The organism is Kitasatospora sp. NPDC008050, assembly GCF_042957465.1.
Classification (GTDB): Bacteria; Actinomycetota; Actinomycetes; order Streptomycetales; family Streptomycetaceae; genus Kitasatospora.
In genome coordinates this window covers 200,693-219,584 of sequence record NZ_JBIBIJ010000003.1, presented here as the reverse complement: position 1 = coordinate 219,584, position 18,892 = coordinate 200,693, and the positions used below count along the sequence as shown (strand labels likewise).

The following is an 18,892-nucleotide window of genomic DNA, read 5'->3' as shown; positions in this document are numbered from 1 at the left end:
TCCCGACCCGAGACCGGCCCGCTCCCACTGGGCAGCAGGGCAGGCCCCGGTCGGCGCACGGCACTTGACGCAGGCACCGTCCGACGCCCCGCCCGCTCCGGCGGTGCGGCAGACGGTGCGGCAGACGGTGCGGCAGGCGGTGCGGCAGACGGTATGGCGTGGCGCCTTCGAGCCACGCCGGAAGACTCACGCGTTTCCACGGCCGCCGGCGCAGATGCCGGCGGCTGAACGGCATCCAGGTGCCTGAACAGAACGGATTGCAGATTTCGATGAGGATGTCTCTGGCATCACGATCACTACGACCGCGGTTCGCGGCCGGGCTCGTGGCAGGCAGCCTGTTGACAGGGCTGCTCGCGATCCCGGCGGCGGCAGCGGACGTGACGCCGGCAACGGGGCCGAACGCGGACCGGGTGAAGGCGGTGGCGGCGTGGCAGGCCGGCGGCCCGACCGTGCGCCGCGCGGCGGAGACCGCGCTGACGGGCTCCGACGACGACCTGAAGGCCTTCCTGGCCAAGGGGCAGGCCACGGCCGCCGACCAGGACCTGCGGGCCAAGATCGAGGAACTGGTCGCCGGCTCGGGCCCCGGAGTGCGCGAGGCCGGCATCGCCGCCCTCGCCGGATCCGCCGCCGACCTGCAGGCCTTCCTCGACAAGGGCCTCAAGAAGGCCTACGAGGACGACCAGCGCGTGCGGCTGTCGCAGATCATGTCCGCGGGCGGCCCCGGGGTGAAGGCCGCCGCCGCCAAGGCCATGGACGGCACGCTCGACGATGTCAACGAGTTCCTCAACGCCGGCCAGTTCAAGGCGCGTGACGACGACGACCGGGTCCACCTCTCCCAGCTGATGTCCTCGGGCGGACCGGAGGTGAAGAAGGCCGCCGGCACCGCGCTGGACGGTTCGATGGACGATGTCCAGCAGTTCCTCCAGTACGGCTACCAGACCGCCGCCGCCCACGACCAGGAGACGCTGACGGTCGCCCAGTTGGCCGACCTGACCAAGACCGCCTCCGCCCAGGCCGGGGCGCAGGCCCAGACCGCCAAGGACGCCGCCGGCCAGGCCGTGGACGCCACCCGGCTGGCCAAGGAGGCCTCCGAGCGGGCCGCGGCCGAGACCAAGGCCGCGCAGAACTCGGCCGGGGACGCCTCCAATGCCGCCGGACGCGCGGCTGATGCCGCCGGCCGTGCCGCGGACGCCGCCCAGACCGCCTCCTCGGCGGCGAAGGCCGCGAACGACGCCGCCCGGCAGGCCGCGAACGCCGCGGCCAACGCCGCCTCGGCCGCCACCAAGGCAGGCAACGCCGCAGCCGCAGCGCTCAGTGCCGCAGCCGCGGCCGGCAGCGACGCGGGCAAGGCCGACGCCGCCAACAAGGCCGCGGCCATCGCCCGCGATGCCGCTGTCAACGCCCGCACCGCCGCCGAGGCCAGTGCCTGGGCCGGGGAAGCCGCGACCCAGGCCGGCGCCGCCGCCCAGTCCGCCGCCTCGGCCGGGGCCAACGCCGCAGCCGCCGCCCAGGCCGCGGCCGACGCGGCCGGCTACACCGGCGTCGCCGACGCGGCCGCGTACCGGGCCCGCCAGGCCGCCGCCCGCGCCAGGACCGCGGCCGCGGAGGCCACCCGGGCCGCGAACGCCACCATCAAGATCGCCAACGACGCCGCCGCGGCGGCCGGTGACGCCCAACGCGCCGCCAACGACGCCGCCGCGCACGCGGACGCCGCAGCGGCAGCGGCCGAGGAGGCCGCCAAGCACGCCGGTGACTCCTCGAGCTGGGCCAACACCGCGCAGGCCGCCGCCACGGCGGCCGGCAACGCCGCCGACTCCGCGGCGAGTTCGGCCCAGCAGGCCCACAAGGTCGCCGACATCGCCCGCGCCTGCGACCAGGAGCGCCTCGACGCCCAGCAGGCCAACGAGATGGCCACCGCCGACGAGGCCTCCCGCGAGGCCGACCTGAAGGCGAAGACCTCCGCCTGGGAGTCCGGCAAGGCCACCCAGCTCTCCGCCGACACCGATCAACTGCTCAAGGACGCGACGGCCGTGGGGGTGGACCCCAGGACCGCCGTGCTGAAGGGCCGTCAGGTCGCGCTGCGCCTGCTGGACTCCGGCGGACCGTGGACCAGGGCCGCCGCCCAGAGCGCCCTCGAAGGTGACGACAGCGCCGTCCAGGCCTTCCTGACCACCAACCTGACGGTGGCCCGCGACCGCGACGACCGCACCAGCGTCATGGCGATCGCCCAGGCCCCCGGCAAGCTGGAGAAGCGCCTCGCCGCCGAGACCGCCTCCGTCGGCACCCCCGACCAGGTCCGCGCGTTCCTCGCCACCGGGCAGTACCCGGGCAAGGACGACGACGACCGCGTCCAGCTCTCCCAGATCATGTCCGCCGGCGGCCCAGGCGTGAAGGCGGCGGCCGGCAAGGCGCTGGACGGCACCATCGACGACGTCCGCGCGTTCCTGACGACGGGTCAGTTCAAGGCCCGCGACGACGACAACCGCGTCCTGGTCAGCCAGGCCATGGCGACCGGTGGACCTGAGGTCAAGGCCGCGGCTCAGGCCGTCATGTCCGGCCCCGCCGACGGCCTGGTGCCGTTCCTGCAGACCGGTCTGCTCAAGGCCCAGCAGCGCGACGCCGTCACCGCCGCCCACGTGGCCACCATCCAGTCCTACCTCGCCACCATCGACGGCTCGGTCGCCCAGGCCCGGCAGTACGCGGCCCAGGCCTCCCAGTCCTACGCCACCGCCCGCGGCGCCGCCAACGAGGCGGCCGGCTACGCCAACCAGGCCGGCCAGTCCGCCAACCAGGCCTCCGGCTTCGCCGCGCAGGCCGCCCAGTCCGCCCAGCAGGCCAAGGCGTCCGCCGACCAGGCCGCCGCCTACGCCAAGCAGGCCCAGGCCTCCGCCGCCTCCGCCAACACGGCGGCGCGCAATGCCAGTTTCTCGGCGGCGATGGCCACCGACTACGCCCAGCAGGCCCACCAGTACGCGGCCACCGCGAAGGCCGCCGCCGACCAGGCCCAGGCCTCCGCCGTGGCCGCCAAGCAGAGCGCCGACGAAGCCGCCAAGGCCGCGGCCGACGCCCAGACCGCGGTCTGGCAGAAGCAGCAGGCCGAGGCCGCCGCCGCCCAGACCGCGGCCGGAACCTCCGGCACCGAGGGCGTCGACGGCAGCGGCGGCGACGGTGGCCGGGCCTACTACGTCGAGGTGGTCCCCCACGACGACATGAAGCCGGACAACGTCCAGGAGGACATGTCCGAGTGCATCTCCGACGACCCGGGAAGCATGAGCGGGATGTGGTCGGCGATGTTCGGCTCCCAGACCTGGCACAAGAACGGCGCCGGGACCCTGGTCTGCAGCGTCAAGGTCACGGCGAAGGTCTCCGGCACCGTCGACTACGTGATGCACACCTGCCCGGAGGCGGGACTCGCCCTTGACGCGTGCAAGGGCAAGTACCAGACCTGGGACACCGTCATCCTGAGCACCCAGCACCTGGACGGCGCCCCGTACGAGAACACGGTCGACCTGAGCTACCAGGACTACAAGACCAAGTACGACCCGAACGTGGTCGCGGGCCGGATGCTGTGGCAGATGGTCGCCGGCGACTTCATCAAGTGCTTCAACAACCCGGGTCTGAACTCCTCCTGCGCGTGGGCGGCGTCGACCCTCATCCCGGTCGGCAAGCTGGCCGAGGCCGCCAAGGGCGTCGTCGCGCTGCGCTTCGCCCTGGAGACCGGCATCGGCATCGAGGACGCCAAGCGCGCCGTCCAGGCGACGCTCAACGGCTACAACCAGGCCGTGATCAACAGCTTCGGCGTTGTGGCCGACAACGTCGCCAAGTTCCGGCTGACCCTGAAGGACGGCGCCGGCTCCGACGCGGCGCTCGCGGCCCTGCGCAACGACCCCACGGTCGACCGGGCCCTGATCAACGAACTCCAGAACGAGGCCGACCTCGCGCAGGGTGCCCGCACGGCCTGCCCGGTCAACAGTTTCCCGGCGGGCACGAACGTGATCATGGCCGACGGCAGCGACCGGGCCATCGAGACCCTGCGGGTCGGCGATCGCGTGCTGGCCACCGACCCCGCCACGGGTGCCACCGGTCCCCAGCCGGTGACCGACACCTTCGGACACTCCACCACCCGCCTGGTCGACATCGACACCGAGCGGGCGGGCCGGATCACCAGCACCGTCGGACACCGCTTCTACGTCGACGGGGCCGGCTGGCGCGAGGTCTCCGACCTGCACGTCGGCGACGTCCTGGTCGGCAGCGACGGGGTGCGCAACCCGGTGGCGGGCCTGCACGAACAGACCGGTGCCACCCAGGCGGTGTACGACCTCACCGTCGACGGCTCGCACACCTTCTACGTGCGCGGGTCGCAGAGCGCGGGCGCCGGCATCCTCGTCCACAACTGCTTCGACCTGTGGGGCGACGAACTGGGCAAGAACCAGGACCCCCGCGCCCACACCATCCAGAAGCACGTGGCACAGGGCGCCTACGGCCCGAACGGTCAGACCGCCGGGGTCACCCCGGCCCAGGCGGCCGCGCTGACCACGGCCACCGACGCGAACGGGGTGTTCGGCGACCTCAGCATCGCCAACGACGCGCTGCGTTCGGCGATCAACCAGAAGCTCTCGGTCATCTCCACCTGGCTCGGGCAGGGTGGCTCGGACTTCAAGGAGATCACCGTCGACGTCGATGTCATCAGGGACGGCCAACGCCTGACCACGCTGGGCAAGGTGTACCCTCCGGGTGGCAGTCTCAACGCCATCGATTCCGGCACCAAGGTCAAGGTCCGGCTGGTGAAGGCACTGGACAAGCACAACGGCAAGAACTGGACCGTCAGTTCCATCTACCCCCTGGCCGGCCGGTGATATGTGATGACTGATCGGTATGGCGGAGACGAGTTCGGGCTGCCCCACTTCGGGCAGGTGTTCCACCACAGCTGGCGGGACGAGTGGTCCACCGAGGACGCGGCGCTGGCGCGCTACGTCGACGGCACGGCGCCGTACCTGATCGAGGCGGTCCTCGTCGACGCGCTCCGGATGGCCGACCCGGCCGTACCGACCTGGGTGTTCGAAACCCTCTGGTCGCTGGGAACCGAGCGCCGTCTGGAGCTTCGGACCGAGGGGATCGACCCGCGCGACTGGCTCCTGAGGATCATCCGGCTGTGCCGGGAGCGGCTGGCGGGGGAGGGCCTCGATCGTCATGAGGAGGTCCCGCCCAGCCCGTACGGACACCTGACGGGGGCTGTCCTGGACGAGATCATGATCGTCACTCCCGGTCTCCTGGAGCTGGCGCAGGACTCGTCCTGGAAGACCGTCCCCGGTGTGCTGCCCGCGCTCGACCACACCGCCCGCCACGTCTGCCCCGACCTGGCCTTCCGCTACCTCCTGCGCGCGCTCACCTACGGCCCGCAGATCACCCGGAAGCAGTACGAGCGGTATGTCGAACTCGGGCGTCGGTTCGAGTACGGGGAGTTCCTCGTCCAGGGCTACGAGCACCTGATGGTCTGAGACCGCCGACGGGAACCGGGCGCGCAGCCGGTGCGGATCACGCACCGGCTGCGCGCCCTTCTTTCATGAGCGGCCTGAGGCGGTGTCCTATCGGCGGAAGCAGGCCTGGTGTTCGTGCAGGAAGGCGTCGAGGGTGCGGGGTGGGCGGCCGAGGATGTCGAGGACGGTGGGCGTGGGGGTTTCGGGTCGGGTGATGGCGAGTTGCTGGATCTCCGTCACGTGGTCGGCCGGCCAGGTCGGCAGGTGGGCGTTGCGGACGAGGTTGTCGCGCAGCTCGTCGGTGGTTCAGTGGCCGGCGGCGGCATGCTGGTCGTCACGCGGCACGACGATGTCCTCGGTGGTGGGTGCCGGTCGGCCGAACAGCACCGTGACCAGCGCCAGTCCGGCGGCCAGGCCGAGGAGTTGGCCAGCAATTGCACGCCGACGTCGGAGGAGAGCTCGGAGGCCTGGATGGCGGAGCCGACCACGACGGTGAGCAGCGCGCCGGTCCCGACGAACTCGACGGCCGTCCGGCGGCCCAGCGGGGAGGATCGGATCGGGGAGAACCGCCTGCGGCAAGGGCGCCGTCGCCGCAGGTGACGCCTGCTGCACCAGCGGCGAGCAGGTAGCCGCAGGTGGGGCTCGCCCTGCGGGGGTCAGCTCATTCCTCCCCGGTGGATCAGGTGAGTTGACGCACTGTCAGCCCGCGGAGCCGGGCGTCGAGCCGGTGAGGCCGTAGCGACGCTGGAAGCGCTCGACGCGGCCGGCGGTGTCCATGACGCGGGCGTTGCCGGTGTAGAAGGGGTGGCTGGCGGAGGAGATCTCGACGTCGATGACGGGGTAGCTGTTGCCGTCCTCCCACTCGATCGTCTTGGGGCTGGTGGCGGTGGAGCGGGTCAGGAAGCTGAGGCCGCCGACCTTGTCGCGGAAGACGACGGGGCGGTACGTGGGGTGGATGTCGGGCTGCATGAGGTTCTCCGGGTGGCAGTGGGGCGGGCGGTCAGCGCTCTTCGCGGAAGTCGACGTGCTGTCGGGCGACGGGGTCGTACTTGCGCAGCACCAGGCGGTCGGGGTCGTTGCGGCGGTTTTTGCGGGTCACGTACGTGTAGCCGGTGCCGGCGGTGGAGCGGAGCTTGATGATCGGGCGCAGTTCGTTGCGGGCCATCGGGGTCCTTCCCGGTGCTTGTCGTTCCGGTGTGGACCCCACTATACCGTAATGGTTTTCGTTTTCATCTAGTCATCGCCATCCGCCCCGGCGCGCGCGGAGCTGTCGGGCGCTTTCGATGTGCCCCGCATCGCTCCGGGTGGGGTGTGACGGCGAGGGAACGTTCACTCGCCATGACAATGGGTAGCCCATCAAATGCAAAGAGTAATCAGAGGGATCTCGCCCGCGCCCGGCGGACGACGAGGAGCGGCGGTGTCGGAACAAGGCCAGCTCGGCGCGCACGCCGAGTCGAACGGGCAGCCGGTGCCGCCCGGAAGGGTGCCGCCGCAGGCACCCGGCCCGCGGCCCGCCGCCGTGATCCGGCGAGCCCCGGAGGAGACCACCGCCGCCCCGGGCGTGGCCGCGGATGCAGACGCCGACCCCCGAGCCCGCCACAGCGCGGGCGCCGCGCCCTGGCCGGACCGGATGCTGCCGCTGCTGCGCACCCCGACGAGCGACCGGCCGCTCGCGCCGGACCTCGCCGAGGGGGACAGACCCGACCCGGCCGAGGCGGCTGCCGTCCTGGACCTCGCACTGTCGGTCGGCGAACTGCTGCTCGCCAGCGGCGAGGCCGCAGAGGACGTCGAGGCCGCGATGCTCGCCGTCGCACGCTCCTACCGGCTGCGCCCGTGTGATCCCCAGGTGACCTTCACCCGGGTGACGATCTCCTATCAGCCGGGCCCCTCGGACCCGCCGCTGACGGCCGAGGGCTCCGTGCGCCGCCCCGCCGGCGACTACGCGCGGCTGGCCGCCGTCTTCCGGTTGGTGACGGAGGTCACGGCGGGCACGGTCGATGTCGTGGAGGCCCACCGGCGGCTCGCGGCCGTGAGCGGCCGTCACCACCGGTTCCCCGGCTGGCTCCTGGTGCTCGCCTCCGGGCTGCTGGCCGGCTCCGCGACGCTCCTGGTCGGCGGCCGGGCCGACGCCCGGGCCTGGCTGGTGTTCGCCAGCGCCTTCGTGACGGCCCTGGCGGGTGGCCGGCTGGCGGCGCTGGTGGCGCGCCACGACCTGCCGGAGTTCTACCAGTTCGTCCTCGCCGCGACGCCGGCCGCGGCGATCGGGATCCTGTTGTCGTTCAACGGGCTGCAGCTGCGCGGATCGGTGGTCATCACCGGCGGGCTGTATGCGCTGCTGCCGGGGTGGCCCATGGTGGCGGCGGTCCAGGACGGCCTGGCGGGCTTCTACCTCACCGCTGCCGCCCGTCTGCTGGAGGCGATGTTCCTCATGGCGGGCGTGGTGATCGGCGTGATGACCGTGCTCTACGTGGGTGTCAGCAACGGTGCCGCGCTGGCGGCCCGGGAGGCCCCGGCGGGGGAGATGGACCCGCCCCTGCAACTGGCGGCGGCGATGGTGCTCACCCTGGCCTTCGCGGTGCTGCTGAACACCGAGCCGGGCACGCTGCCGCTGGTGCTGCTCAACAGCGCGGTCGGATGGACGACGTACGGCGTGCTGGTCAACGCCGGCGGGGAGTCGATCGTGGCCACCGGGGTGGCCGCAGGACTCGTGGGACTCTTCGGGCAGCTCATGGCCCGGTACCGGGGCAACTCCGCGGTGCCGCACATCACCGCCGCCCTGGGGCCCTTGCTGCCCGGCTCGGCGCTCTACTTCGGGATGCTCGCCTTCGTCCGGGGCGAGTCGGAGGCCGGGCTGAGCCGGGTCGGGCACGCCGCCGCGATGGCGATGGCCCTGGCCATCGGCGTGAGCCTGGGCCGGGAGGTGGCCCGCCTGTTCCTTCCGGTGCCGCGGGTGACCCCGGCGGTCGGCCGAAGGGGCGGCCGGCACCGTCGGTGAGGGGCGGCCGTCGGCGTGACCGCGACGACCCACTGATCGGCTGGGCCCAGTGGTGCAGCGCCTGGCGAAGCCCGTCGGCCTGGCCGAGCAGGACCTGGGCCTGGGTGTTGGCCAGCCCGCGGACGTGGACCGGACGCGGGCGGCTCGGCCTCAACCCCGCGCTTGCGCGGCCCAGTTCGGTAGGGTCATCGGCGGCCTGACCTCGGGCGGGCAACGCCGGCGCTACCGTCTGGCGTGGCCGGTCGCCTATCGTGGTCGGCATGAGTTACAGGGTGCAGTACACGGTAGAGGCCAGGGCAACGATCGACGCCCTGCCGCCGGAGCGGCGGGCCCTACTGGAACGCGCCCTCACCGTTCTGGCCCGCGACCCCTACCACAAGACCGCGACCGCGCCGCTCGGCGTCGAGCAGCACGCGCGCAAGGCCTACGCGGCGCCCGGCGTCGTCGTGGAGTTCGTGGTGGCCGACCAGCTCCTCCTGATCGTGCTGCTCCAGGTGTTCGACGAACTCCACTACCTGATCGACGAGTCCGACGCCCGCTGAACAACCGCCCCCGGGGCCGCCGCCTCCGGCAGCCCCGGGCTGGACCCGCGGGCTGGACCCGAGTCGGACCCCGGGCCGGACCCCGGGCCGGATCGAGCCGGTCAGAGGAGGTTGGACAGGAACTTTCGCAGCCGGGGACTGCTGGGCGCCTCGAAGAGCGCCTCGGGCGGTCCGGACTCGACCACCGTTCCGGCGTCCATGAAGGCGACACCGTCGGCGGCCTCGCGCGCGAACCCCATCTCGTGGGTGACGACGACCATCGTCATCCCGGCGCGGCCCAGGTCGGCCATCAGCGCCAGCACCTCCTTGACCAGCTCGGGGTCCAGGGCAGAGGTCGCCTCGTCGAAGAGCATCACCTTGGGTTCCATCACCAGCGCCCGGGCGATCGCCACCCGCTGCTGCTGGCCCCCGGAGAGCCGGCCCGGTCGGGCGTCGGCCTTGTGACGCAGACCGACCAGGTCGAGCTGGCGAAGGGCCGTCGCGTGCGCCTCCTCGCGGGACAGACCGCGCAGCCTGCGCAGCGGCAGGGTCAGGTTCTGCCGCACGGTCATGTGCGGGAAGAGGTTGAACTGCTGGAACACCATGCCGACTTGGCGGCGCAGCTGGTCCGGGTGGCGGTGCCGGACGCTCTCGCCGTCGAGCAGCACGTCGCCCTCCTCGGGCTCCACCAGCCGGTTGATCGCCCGCAGCAGCGTGGACTTCCCCGAGCCGGAGGGGCCGATGACGCACAGCGTCCGGCCGCGTGGGACGTCGATGTCCACGCCGCGCAGGACCGGTGTGCCGCCCAGGGAGAGCCGCAGACCGCGGGTGGCCAGGCTGACGGCGGCGAACCGCGAGTCGCCGGAGCCGGTGGCGATCGGTTCGTCAGGCATGCGACGCTCCCTCGGGCGCGGTGTCGGACACGGGTTCCGGTCGGGCGGCGGTGTCGGTGCCGCCGTCGGTGCCGCCGTTGGTGAGGCCGTTGGTGACACTGGTGGTGCCGCTGTCGGCAGGGCCGTCGGCGTCCGTTGGCCCGGTGGTGCGGCGTCCGTCCCGCAGTCGCCGGTCGATCACGTTGACCAGGTGGGTCAGTGGCACGGTCAGCAGCAGGTAGAAGAGGCCGGCGACGACCAGCGCCGACTCGTTGCCGGAGGTGGCCGCGGCGTCCTGGCCGATCCGGAACAGGTCGCGCTGATCGGCGGTCAGCCCGAGGAAGTAGATCAGGCTGGAGTCCTTGATCAGCCCGATGAGCTGGTTGACCCAGGCCGGCAGCACCCGCCTGATCCCCAACGGGATGATCACCAGCCGCATCGCCGACGCGTGCGAGAAACCGAGTGCGCGCGCGGCTTCGAGCTGGCCGGTCTCGACACTCTGGATGCCGGAACGGAAGATCTCGCCGAAGTAGGCGGCCGCGATCAGCGAGAGCGCGAGGATCCCGAGCGGGTAGGGGTTCGGTCCCCAGATCTGGAGTCCCTCGGGAGCCAGGCCCACACCGATCAGCAGGATGGTGACCGCGGACGGCAGCCCGCGGAACAGGTCGGTGTAGACCCGGGCCGGCCAGCGCAGCCACCGTGTCCTGGCGGTGCCCGCCACCGCCAGCGGCAGCCCGACCAGGGTGCCGATGGCGGCCGAGGACACCGAGAGGATCAGCGTGTTGGGCACGCCGGTGGTGAGCAGGTCGGAGATCGCCGAACGCATCGATCCCCAGTCGAAGAACGTATCTGCCAGTGTGCCGAGTTGGTCCACAGCACTCTCCTCATTCGGTCGGTCGCGAAAGACGGTTCGGCGCGATCAGGAGGTCGCCGAGGCGCTGGGCGACGGCGAGGCACCGGGCGACGGCGAGGCACCGGGCGACGGCGAGGTGCTCGTCGCCGTCACCTTCGGGTAGTCGACGGTGCCGCTGCCGGGCTTGAAGTCGCCCGGCACGGACCGGCCCGGGTAGTACTGCTCCTCGAACCGGGTCCAGGTGCCGTCCGCGATCACCTCGTCGAGGCCCTTGTTGAGCGCGGCGAGCAGCTTGGGCCGGTCGTGTGCGACGGCGAAGGCGGTGGGCGCCGAGCTCAGCTTGGTCTGGGCGAGCACCACCTTGCCGCCGCTGTCCTTGGCGCTCTGCTCGCCGATCTCCGCGGGCGAGATCCAGCCCTGCACGGTCCCGGCCTTGAGCTGGTTGAGCGCGCTGTTGTAGTCGGGGACGCGGACCGGGTTCAGCCCGTTCTTGGTCGCGTAGTCGTCCTGGACCGTCCCTTGCACCACCACGACACGCTTGCCGGACAGCTGGTCGAAGCTGGTGACCGACGAGCCGGCCGGCACGTCGAGCCCGAAGTAGCCGAAGTCGTAGCCGTTGGTGAAGTCCACCGTCTTCTTGCGGGCGTCGGTGATCGTGATGGACGAACTGCCCGCGTCGAACTTGTGGTTGGCCACCTCGGCGAGCAGGGCGGAGAAGTCGGTCGCGGCGAACTGCACCTTGAGGCCGGCCTTGGCCGCGACGGCGGTGAACAGGTCGTTGTCGAAGCCCGTGAACTTGCCGTCCTTGAGGAACACGTTCGGCGGGGCGTCGGAGAGCGTGCCGACCCGGATCGTGCCGGGCACGGCCAGCTGGTACGGGTTGTCGGCGGCGGAGCTCTTGCCGGAGCCGCTGCCGCAGGCGGTGAGCGAGAGCAGGGCGGCGACGGTGCTGACGGTGGCGGCAAGGACGAGGCGCGGACGCATGGGGACTCCTGGGGAGGTGGGTTCCGGCCGACGGACGCGCGCCGAGGCTGCCCGCGGTCGTCGGACCACGGGCCGGACGGCGGCGGACAGCCGGGTACGGACCGGAGAAACGGATCGGGTCGTGCGGGGAACGGCGCACAGCCGCAGAACCACGGGGAACCGCTCAGCAGCGGCAGGCCACGGTGGGAAACGGACCGCGCCCGGCGTCCGGCGTCAGCTGACGGGAACGCCCGTCAGCTGACGGAAACGGGAACGGGGCCGGCGGACGGCGCGGGACATGGGGTCAGCAGCCGCCGTGACAGCTCATTGCCGTCACGCGGCGCAGGTCGATGTGCCTGCGCGACACCAGATATCCAGCCATGCGGGCACTATGTGTGATGATCACCAACGGAGTCAAATCCGAATGACGGGACAGCACCCGAAGCCGGTTCACCACTGCGGCGCTGGTCAGGGGCCGGACGGTCGGGCCGCGGGCGGCAGCGGTCGCGCGCCCGGACCCGGCGCGAGGCCCTTGCGGAACGGCCGACTGCGCCAGCCGGATGAAGTACGGTGCCCGATCGCGTGGCGCCTCCCGGCGCTGATCCCGCGGCAACACGGCGTCAACTACCGTGTGTGACCTGCCCGAAAGCCCATGTCGACCCAGAACGGGGGGTACGTGACCGACGCCGACGCAGCGGCAGGTTCCAGCACGGGTGAGTCCGCTCACGATCAGGTGGTCGAGCGGATCAGACGTCGCCGCGAGGAACTGGGAATGAGCCGCGAGGAGGTCGCGCACCGTGCCGGCATGTCGCTGGAGTACACCCACCTGCTCCAGCGACTGGATCTCGACTTCCACCCGGCCGCGTTGCGTCGCATCGCGGCGGTACTCGACATGAGTTACGAGCAACTCATGAGCGGGCGCGCGGATTCAGGGCACGCGGAGTCAGGGCATGCGGATTCAGGGCGCGGTGAGTCCGTGCGCGGGGAGCCCGGGTGCGTGGAGGAGGCAGCGCCCGCGGACGCGCGGCTGATGATCACCCGCTTGACCGAGCAGGAGTGCTGGGAGGTCCTCGGGGCGCGCAACGTCGGCTACCTCGGGTACCTGGACCGCCTCGACGCGTGGGCGGTGCCGATGGACTACCTGGTCGACGGGCGGCGCCTGGTCTACCGCGCCTCCCCGGCCGGCCCGCTCGCCGCGGCGGCGGGTGCCTCGGCGGTGCTGGAGAGCGAGGGGACCAGCCCCGACCTGCGGCACTGCTGGAACGTCCTGGCGGCGGGCCCCACCACCGACCTCGCCGAGGCGGACCTGACCCCTGACCTGCGGACCCGCATGGCGGTGGAATCGGGGGCGGGGGAGAGCTGGATGTGCCTGACCGTCACCCGGATCATGGGCCGCAAGGTCGGTGTGCGGCAGGCATAGCCCTGTGAGGAGAGCAGGACGACCCGGCGGACCCCGCCGGAGCTGTTCGACCGCATCACGCGGCGGCCGCCGCCGCGCGGCGCGGGATGGCGTGGGATCGGCGTACGAGGTGACGGCCGGGTTACGGCTTGCGGGCCAGTGCGCAGGAAATCAGCTGCTCCCACACCGTCAGCTCACGCCTGTCCACGCCACTGTCCACCCCGCTGCCGCTGCCGCTGCCGCTGCCGCGGTCGCCCGGCGCGGGGTCCGGCCGCCACAACGAGCAGTGGACCAGCCCCGGTTCGAGCAGTTCGAGGTCACCGAAGAGGGCGATGATCTCCTCGTCGGTGCGCCAGCGGCCGCGGCCGAGACTGCTCTGCAGTTTCTGTTCCACGACCCGGGTCTCGCCGTTCTCGCCGGACCGGAAGTGGGAGATGTAGAACCGACTGCCCGAGGGCACCCGGTCCGCCCACCAGCGAACGGGATCGGCGGGCCGCTCGGCATCGTTGAGATGGTGCAGGACGCCGCTGAAGATGACGCCCACCGGTTCGTCGAAGTCGATCAACTTCTGCACGCGGGGGTCGTTGTGGATCCCTTCCGGCTCGCGCAGGTCCGCCTGGACCACCGTGGTGCGTTCGTCGTCGGCCAACAGGGCACGGCTGCGGGCAACCGCGCTCGGATCGTGGTCGACGTAGACGACGCGCGCTTCGGCAGTGTGCCGCCGGGCGACCTGATGCACGTTGTCGGCGGTGGGCAGGCCACTGCCCATGTCGAGGAACTGGGAGATGCCGTCACTGGCCATGGCGCCCACGGCGCGGATCAAGGCCTGACGATTGGCCCGCGCGATCGCCGGCGAACCGGGCAGATCCTTGATGAAGATGTCACCGATCTCGCGGTCGACGGCGTAATTGTCCTGACCGCCGAGCAGATAGTCGTACACGCGGGCGATACTCGGCTTCGACTGATCATCCTCTGTGGTGCGATCGGTCACGGAACCAAACTCCTGCCCCTCGGGCTGATGTGGCCTCAATCGTAGGGGAACCATCTCGGCCGAGGGCTTTCACGAACGGGTGATGTCGCGTGGAGTCGGCGCGCGCTCGCCCGCCACTGAAAGGTATGTACGAATACTGACCATCGAACCTGAAATCGGCCCGAGTTGCCGCGGAGGGCAGTGAGGTTTTCTCAACGAAATGATCTCGTGAGGTGACTCGGTCCAGGGAGGCCCCGCGAGCCGCGACGAGTCTGCGGCGTCCGGCGGTCGTACAGTCGAACCCGCTACCGAGGAGGACTTGTGATGCGCAGCGTGACCTATTCGATGAACGTCTCACTTGACGGCTACATCGTCGGGCCGGACGGCGACTTCGACTGGACGGCGCCCGAGGAGGTCTTTCGCTTCTGGATCGACGAGATTCGCGAGGTCGGCGTCCACCTGTTGGGACGACGGCTGTACGAGACGATGCTGTACTGGGAGACCGCCGACCAGGATCCGTCGCTCGACGACTCCATGCGCGAGTGGGCCTCGCTCTGGAAGCCGCTCCCGAAGGTGGTGTTCTCGACCACGCTGTCGGCGGTGCAGGGCCATGCCCGCCTGGCCTCCGGCGGCCTGGCGGAGGAGATCGAGCGGTTGCGAGCCGAGCCGGGGGAGGGCGACATCGCGATCGGCGGCGCGACTCTCGCCGCCGAGGCGGCCGCGTCGGATCTGATCGACGAGTACCGGGCCATGGTCCACCCGGTGCTGGTTGGCGGTGGCATTCCGTTCTTTCCCCGGCGCGAGCGCCGGGTGGACCTCGAACTCGTCGAGACCCGCACCTTCAGTTCGAGAGTCGTCTACCTCCGCCACCGCGTGGTGCGTTAGCCGGCTCGTCCCGCCGAGCCCTCGGAAGAACGGGCCGGTCAGTGACGTTCTTTCAGCGAGCGGAAGAAGGCGCGGATATCGGCTACCAGCAGATCCGGTTGTTCCAGGGCGGCGAAATGGCCGCCGCGGTCGAACTCCGACCAGTGCACGATGTTGTCGAGGCGTTCGGCGAACGCGCGGACCGGCAGGGTGATGTCGTGGGGGAAGACGGCCATGCCGGTGGGGACGGTGGAGGGTGTGACCTCGCCCCAGCCGTTGCGGGCCGACTCCTTGTACAGCCGCGCCGAGGAGCCGGCGGTGGCGGTGAGCCAGTACAGCATCACGTTGCTGAGGATGTGATCCCGGCGCACCGCGCTTTCGGGGGTGCCGTCGCAGTCCGTCCACTCGCGGAACTTCTCGACGATCCAGGCGAGTTGGCCAACCGGCGAGTCGGTCAGGGCGTAGCCGAGGGTCTGCGGGCGGGTCGCCTGGACGGCGGTGTAGCCGGAGGTCTCGGCCTGGTGACGGGCCCAGCTGTCCAGCCGTTCGCGGTCGAGGGGGCCGAGAGTGGCCGGGTCGCCGATGGGGAAGGTGGGGGAGGTGTTGACGTGGACGCCGATCACCCGTGCGGGGGCGGCCAGGCCGAGTTCGCGGGAGATGCCCGAGCCCCAGTCGCCGCCCTGCGCGCCGTAGCGCGGGTAGCCGAGGCGGTCCATCAGCTCGGCCCAGGCGCGTGCCACCCGCCGGTAGTCCCAGTGGAGTTGGCTGGTCGGCCCGGAGAAGCCGTAGCCCGGGATGGAGGGTGCGACCACGTGGAACGCGTCGCGCGGGTCGCCGCCGTGCGCGCGGGGGTCCGTCAGCGGGCCCAGGATGTCCAGGAACTCCACCACCGAACCGGGCCAGCCGTGCGTGATGATCAGCGGGGTGGCCTCGGGTTCGGGTGAACGCACGTGCAGGAAGTGCACGTTGGTGCCGTCTATGGACGTGGTGAACTGTGCGAAGGTGTTGAGCCTGGCCTCGTGTTCGCGCCAGTCGTAGCCGGTGCGCCAGTACTCGGCCAGCTCCTGGAGGTAGTCGAGCGGGACGCCGTAGTCCCAGTCGGTGCCGGGCGGCGAGTCGGGCCAGCGGGTGCGGGCGAGGCGGTCGCGCAGGTCGTCGAGCTGGTGCTGCGGGATCGCGACGCGGTAGGGCCGGACAGTGGCTGCGGTCGTCAAGACGGGGCCTTTCGTCGCTCTGTGGGGCAAGGAGGCGGTCGGTCGGTCAGTTCGGGAGGACGTGGTCGAGCAGGGCTGCCTCAAGGGCGCGCAGCGGGAAGGCCGGGTCCTCGGCGGCGAGGGTGAGGCCGCCGCGGATGGCGGCCAGCAGGAGCAGGCGGGCACCCTCGGGGTCGGGGGTGCGGCAGGCCGCCAGCGCCTCGTCCAGGGCGCGCAGCAGGTCGGCGGAGGCGAGGTCGGCACCCGCGGCCACCAGGACGGAGCGGGCCTCGGGATCGGCGAGCAGGGCGGAGACCGCCCGGCTCTCCTCGACCTCCTCGGGCGCGGTGTCCAGGCCCAGCAGGGCGGAGCGGACCAGGAGCCGCAGGGTGGCGGTGGGGTTGTCGGCCGGCTGGGCGGCCAGCGCCGCGCGGGTGCGCTCGCGCCAGCCGTCGGCGATGTCGATCAGCAGGCCGTCCTTGCTGCCGAAGTAGCGCGAGGGCAGTCCGTCGGCGACGCCGGCCCGGGCGGCGACCTGGCGCAGTGTGGTGGCGCGGTAGCCCTGCTCGGCCATCAGCAGGACGGCGGCGCGCCGGATCCTGGCGCGGGTCGCCTCGCGGACCGCCGCCGAGGCCTCAGGAGTGCGGGGCACGGGGACACCGGATTTTTGAGTGAACCATTGTTCAATATAAACACGCGGTGGGCCGGCTTGGCCAGTGCGGCAGGCGTTCGGGCCAGGGGGCAGTGGTCAGGGGTCAGAGGGTCAGGGCCGGGGGCGGGCCGGCAGCGGGCGGATGAGCGGGCTCAGGGCGGCGACGGCGTCCTCGTAGCTGATGAAGTCGTGGGAGGGGATTTCGATGTAGTGGTAGACGGGGTGATCCACGATCATGGCGGGGTCGTGGACCACCTCGCGCCAGCGGCCGGTGACTTCGAGCAGGGCATGGCGGCGGTAGTTCTCCAGGATCCGTCGGTGGAGCGGGTTCTCGGTCCTGTCGAGCAGCAGGTCTGCTCCCCGGGTCAGAGTGGTGATGTCTTCCTTCATGTGGTCTCTCCTCAAGGGGTGGGTGGGGGATCAGTCGACCGTCAGGACGGCCTTGCCGCGCAGTCGGCCGTGGGCCATCTCCTCCAGCAGGGCGGCGGTGTGGCTCCAGTGCGCCCGGTGTCCGATCTCCGCGCGCAGTCGGCCCTGTGCGGCGAGTTCGAGCAGGGCGGCGAGGTCGTCGGCATCCTGGTGGTCGTCGGCCGCCAGGTAGACGAAGTGGTGCAGGGTCAGACCCTGGCCGCCTTCGAACAGAGTGAAGAAGTCGAGGGTCAGGGGTCGGCTGGAGGCTTGTCCGAACCACAGGAACAGGCCGCCGGGGGCCAGCTTTCGCGCGGCGGTGGAGCCGAGGGGGCCTGCCACGGAGTCCAGCACGATGTCGAAGCTCCCATCGGCCAGGGTCTCGATGTCGTGGGTGACGGCGGCGCCCAGGTCGGGCAGGTGGTGCCACGGCTCGCTCGTGGCGGCGACGGCGGTGATCCGGGCGCCTTCGGCGGCGGCGAGTTGGACGACGAACTGGCCGACGCCGCCGCTCATGCCGGTGGCCAGGATGGTGCGGCCGTCCAGCGCTCCGGCCCTGGCGAGCAGTCGGCGGGCCACCAGTCCGGCCAGCGGCAGGGCGGCGGCGAGCTCGCAGGACACGGTGTCCGGGACGGGGACCAGGCGCCGGGCGGGGACTGCGGCGTACTGGGCGGCCGCGCCGCCGGCGGGCAGGTGGAGGGCGACTCGGCTGCCCGGCGTGGGGCCGCCGGCGGTGGCGGCCCGCTCGACCACGCCCACGGCATCGATGCCGGGACGGTAGCTCGTCCCGGGATTGCTCAGGTACAGGAAGTCGGGACGGTTGAGGGAGAAGTGGGTGATCCGGACCAGGGCCTCGTCGGGGGCGGTCTGGGGGGACTCGACCTCGCCGATGTCCACGAGGTGGCCGGTCCGGCCGGTGGGGATGAGTGCGCGCACGGGAAAGTCACTCCTTGAAACGGTAGTGTTGCTTTCGTTTCAAGCTAGCAGGCGAAACGGTAGTGTCGCTACCGTTTCTTCCTCGGAGGGAAAATCCATGACCACCCCGCCGCGGCCGATGCGCAAGGACCAGCTCCGCAACCGCCGCCTCCTGCTCGACGCCGCACGCGCCGCGTTCGCCGAGGAGGGGCCCGACCTCGCGATCGATGCCATCGCCCGCCGTGCGGGCGTGAGCCCCAGCACCTTCTACCGGCACTTCCCCACCAAGGACGCCCTGGTCGACCAGCTGCTGGACGAACTCACCGACGGCGCGCGCCAGGTCGCCGCCCGGGCCGCCGGGATCCCCGACCCCTGGGAAGCGTTCCGCACCGTCTTCACCCACGGCTGCGTCCTGGAGGAGACCGAGCTGCGCCTGTTCGACATCCTCTGCCGCACCAGCCCCCAAGCCGCCCGGCACGGCCACCGCGCCACCGCCGATCTCATCGCCCCGGCCGCCGACCGGGCCCGCGATGCCGGGCGACTGCGACCGGACGTGAGCGTCGAGGACATCGCCGCCTTCATGCGCATGGCCGATTCCGCCGCCGACCTCGAACAGCGCCGCAGGGCCCAGGACGTCCTGCTCGCCGGCATGCGTGACGCCGGCTGACATCCGGCCCCGGTATCGGTGGACCGTTCCAGGGCAGGGCCGGCGGATCCTGCCGGACGGGCCCTGGTCCCCACCGGCGGACCCGCAGGGGGACGACTGCACCCGAGAGTGGTAACTCCGGGGGCGCGAGTGGCTGGCGCGAC

The 18,892-nt window shown here is 71.7% G+C and carries 18 protein-coding genes; 8 read left to right on the top strand and 10 right to left on the bottom strand.

What is annotated here, in order from left to right; genetic code table 11:
- Window positions 1-338 precede the first annotated feature (338 nt).
- From ACFZB9_RS07870 to ACFZB9_RS07860, 3 genes are all read left to right on the top strand, one after another.
- Window positions 339-4,856: a polymorphic toxin-type HINT domain-containing protein gene (locus tag ACFZB9_RS07870; RefSeq protein ID WP_391444678.1), complete on the top strand. Its 4,518-nt coding sequence runs from the start codon at window positions 339-341 to the stop codon at window positions 4,854-4,856.
- A 6-nt stretch (window positions 4,857-4,862) separates the two neighbouring features.
- Window positions 4,863-5,498 carry a hypothetical protein gene (locus ACFZB9_RS07865; RefSeq protein WP_391444676.1) on the top strand — a complete coding sequence of 212 codons (636 nt, stop codon included), beginning with the start codon at window positions 4,863-4,865 and terminating at the stop codon, window positions 5,496-5,498.
- 108 nt (window positions 5,499-5,606) lie between these two features.
- Window positions 5,607-6,077 carry a hypothetical protein gene (locus tag ACFZB9_RS07860; RefSeq protein ID WP_391444674.1) on the top strand — a complete coding sequence of 157 codons (471 nt, stop codon included), beginning with the start codon at window positions 5,607-5,609 and terminating at the stop codon, window positions 6,075-6,077.
- 99 nt (window positions 6,078-6,176) lie between these two features.
- On the opposite strand, the gene ACFZB9_RS07855 is transcribed toward ACFZB9_RS07860, so the two are convergent.
- Together ACFZB9_RS07855 and rpmG are read right to left on the bottom strand one after the other, a co-directional pair.
- Window positions 6,177-6,446: a type B 50S ribosomal protein L31 gene (locus ACFZB9_RS07855; protein WP_391444672.1), complete on the bottom strand. Its 270-nt coding sequence runs from the start codon at window positions 6,444-6,446 to the stop codon at window positions 6,177-6,179.
- Between the two features lie 31 nt (window positions 6,447-6,477).
- Window positions 6,478-6,642 (bottom strand): 50S ribosomal protein L33, encoded by a 165-nt coding sequence (gene rpmG, locus ACFZB9_RS07850; RefSeq protein WP_207813749.1) that lies wholly within the window; start codon window positions 6,640-6,642, stop codon window positions 6,478-6,480.
- A gap of 252 nt (window positions 6,643-6,894) precedes the next feature.
- On the opposite strand from rpmG, the gene ACFZB9_RS07845 reads away from it, so the two are divergent.
- Complete coding sequence (locus ACFZB9_RS07845) at window positions 6,895-8,472, top strand: threonine/serine exporter ThrE family protein (RefSeq protein WP_391444670.1); 1,578 nt, start codon at window positions 6,895-6,897, stop codon at window positions 8,470-8,472.
- Between the two features lie 260 nt (window positions 8,473-8,732).
- Window positions 8,733-9,014, top strand: coding sequence for a hypothetical protein (locus ACFZB9_RS07840; protein ID WP_391444668.1), 282 nt, complete (start codon window positions 8,733-8,735; stop codon window positions 9,012-9,014).
- Between the two features lie 101 nt (window positions 9,015-9,115).
- Here ACFZB9_RS07840 and ACFZB9_RS07835 read toward each other — a convergent pair whose 3' ends face one another.
- Genes ACFZB9_RS07835 through ACFZB9_RS07825 form a run of 3 tightly spaced genes read right to left on the bottom strand, consistent with a single transcriptional unit; the run spans window position 9,116 to window position 11,702 of the window.
- On the bottom strand, window positions 9,116-9,886 hold the full coding sequence (locus ACFZB9_RS07835; RefSeq protein WP_391444666.1) for an amino acid ABC transporter ATP-binding protein: 771 nt from the start codon (window positions 9,884-9,886) through the stop codon (window positions 9,116-9,118).
- On the bottom strand, window positions 9,879-10,739 hold the full coding sequence (locus tag ACFZB9_RS07830) for an amino acid ABC transporter permease (RefSeq protein ID WP_391444665.1): 861 nt from the start codon (window positions 10,737-10,739) through the stop codon (window positions 9,879-9,881). Before ACFZB9_RS07830 ends, ACFZB9_RS07835 begins: the two co-directional genes overlap by 8 nt.
- 45 nt (window positions 10,740-10,784) lie before the next feature.
- Window positions 10,785-11,702 (bottom strand): ABC transporter substrate-binding protein, encoded by a 918-nt coding sequence (locus ACFZB9_RS07825; protein WP_391444663.1) that lies wholly within the window; start codon window positions 11,700-11,702, stop codon window positions 10,785-10,787.
- Window positions 11,703-12,453: 751 nt separating this feature from the next.
- On the opposite strand from ACFZB9_RS07825, the gene ACFZB9_RS07820 reads away from it, so the two are divergent.
- Entirely contained in the window at window positions 12,454-13,101 is a 648-nt protein-coding gene (locus ACFZB9_RS07820; RefSeq protein ID WP_391444661.1) for a pyridoxamine 5'-phosphate oxidase family protein, read from the top strand.
- Window positions 13,102-13,222: 121 nt separating this feature from the next.
- On the opposite strand, the gene ACFZB9_RS07815 is transcribed toward ACFZB9_RS07820, so the two are convergent.
- On the bottom strand, window positions 13,223-14,071 hold the full coding sequence (locus tag ACFZB9_RS07815; protein ID WP_391444659.1) for an SAM-dependent methyltransferase: 849 nt from the start codon (window positions 14,069-14,071) through the stop codon (window positions 13,223-13,225).
- Window positions 14,072-14,374: 303 nt separating this feature from the next.
- On the opposite strand from ACFZB9_RS07815, the gene ACFZB9_RS07810 reads away from it, so the two are divergent.
- Window positions 14,375-14,935, top strand: coding sequence for a dihydrofolate reductase family protein (locus ACFZB9_RS07810; protein WP_391444657.1), 561 nt, complete (start codon window positions 14,375-14,377; stop codon window positions 14,933-14,935).
- A gap of 38 nt (window positions 14,936-14,973) precedes the next feature.
- Here the strand turns inward: ACFZB9_RS07810 and ACFZB9_RS07805 are convergent, their stop codons facing one another.
- From ACFZB9_RS07805 to ACFZB9_RS07790, 4 genes are all read right to left on the bottom strand, one after another.
- Complete coding sequence (locus tag ACFZB9_RS07805) at window positions 14,974-16,128, bottom strand: epoxide hydrolase family protein (protein WP_391444655.1); 1,155 nt, start codon at window positions 16,126-16,128, stop codon at window positions 14,974-14,976.
- A gap of 46 nt (window positions 16,129-16,174) precedes the next feature.
- Window positions 16,175-16,759 (bottom strand): TetR/AcrR family transcriptional regulator, encoded by a 585-nt coding sequence (locus tag ACFZB9_RS07800; RefSeq protein ID WP_391444653.1) that lies wholly within the window; start codon window positions 16,757-16,759, stop codon window positions 16,175-16,177.
- Window positions 16,760-16,870: 111 nt separating this feature from the next.
- Entirely contained in the window at window positions 16,871-17,149 is a 279-nt protein-coding gene (locus ACFZB9_RS07795) for a hypothetical protein (protein ID WP_391444651.1), read from the bottom strand.
- A 30-nt stretch (window positions 17,150-17,179) separates the two neighbouring features.
- Entirely contained in the window at window positions 17,180-18,103 is a 924-nt protein-coding gene (locus ACFZB9_RS07790; RefSeq protein ID WP_391444649.1) for a zinc-binding dehydrogenase, read from the bottom strand.
- 97 nt (window positions 18,104-18,200) lie between these two features.
- Between ACFZB9_RS07790 and ACFZB9_RS07785 the strand changes: the two genes are divergently transcribed.
- Entirely contained in the window at window positions 18,201-18,749 is a 549-nt protein-coding gene (locus ACFZB9_RS07785) for a TetR/AcrR family transcriptional regulator (RefSeq protein ID WP_391444647.1), read from the top strand.
- The last annotated feature ends 143 nt before the right edge of the window (window positions 18,750-18,892 follow it).

Coding starts and splice junctions, on each gene's coding strand:
- ACFZB9_RS07865 (WP_391444676.1), top strand. CDS start 4,863: ATGACTGATCGGTATGGCGGAGACGAGTTCGGGCTGCCCCACTTCGGG.
- ACFZB9_RS07855 (WP_391444672.1), bottom strand. CDS start 6,446: ATGCAGCCCGACATCCACCCCACGTACCGCCCCGTCGTCTTCCGCGAC.
- rpmG (WP_207813749.1), bottom strand. CDS start 6,642: ATGGCCCGCAACGAACTGCGCCCGATCATCAAGCTCCGCTCCACCGCC.
- ACFZB9_RS07840 (WP_391444668.1), top strand. CDS start 8,733: ATGAGTTACAGGGTGCAGTACACGGTAGAGGCCAGGGCAACGATCGAC.
- ACFZB9_RS07835 (WP_391444666.1), bottom strand. CDS start 9,886: ATGCCTGACGAACCGATCGCCACCGGCTCCGGCGACTCGCGGTTCGCC.
- ACFZB9_RS07825 (WP_391444663.1), bottom strand. CDS start 11,702: ATGCGTCCGCGCCTCGTCCTTGCCGCCACCGTCAGCACCGTCGCCGCC.
- ACFZB9_RS07820 (WP_391444661.1), top strand. CDS start 12,454: ATGAGCCGCGAGGAGGTCGCGCACCGTGCCGGCATGTCGCTGGAGTAC.
- ACFZB9_RS07810 (WP_391444657.1), top strand. CDS start 14,375: ATGCGCAGCGTGACCTATTCGATGAACGTCTCACTTGACGGCTACATC.
- ACFZB9_RS07795 (WP_391444651.1), bottom strand. CDS start 17,149: ATGAAGGAAGACATCACCACTCTGACCCGGGGAGCAGACCTGCTGCTC.
- ACFZB9_RS07785 (WP_391444647.1), top strand. CDS start 18,201: ATGACCACCCCGCCGCGGCCGATGCGCAAGGACCAGCTCCGCAACCGC.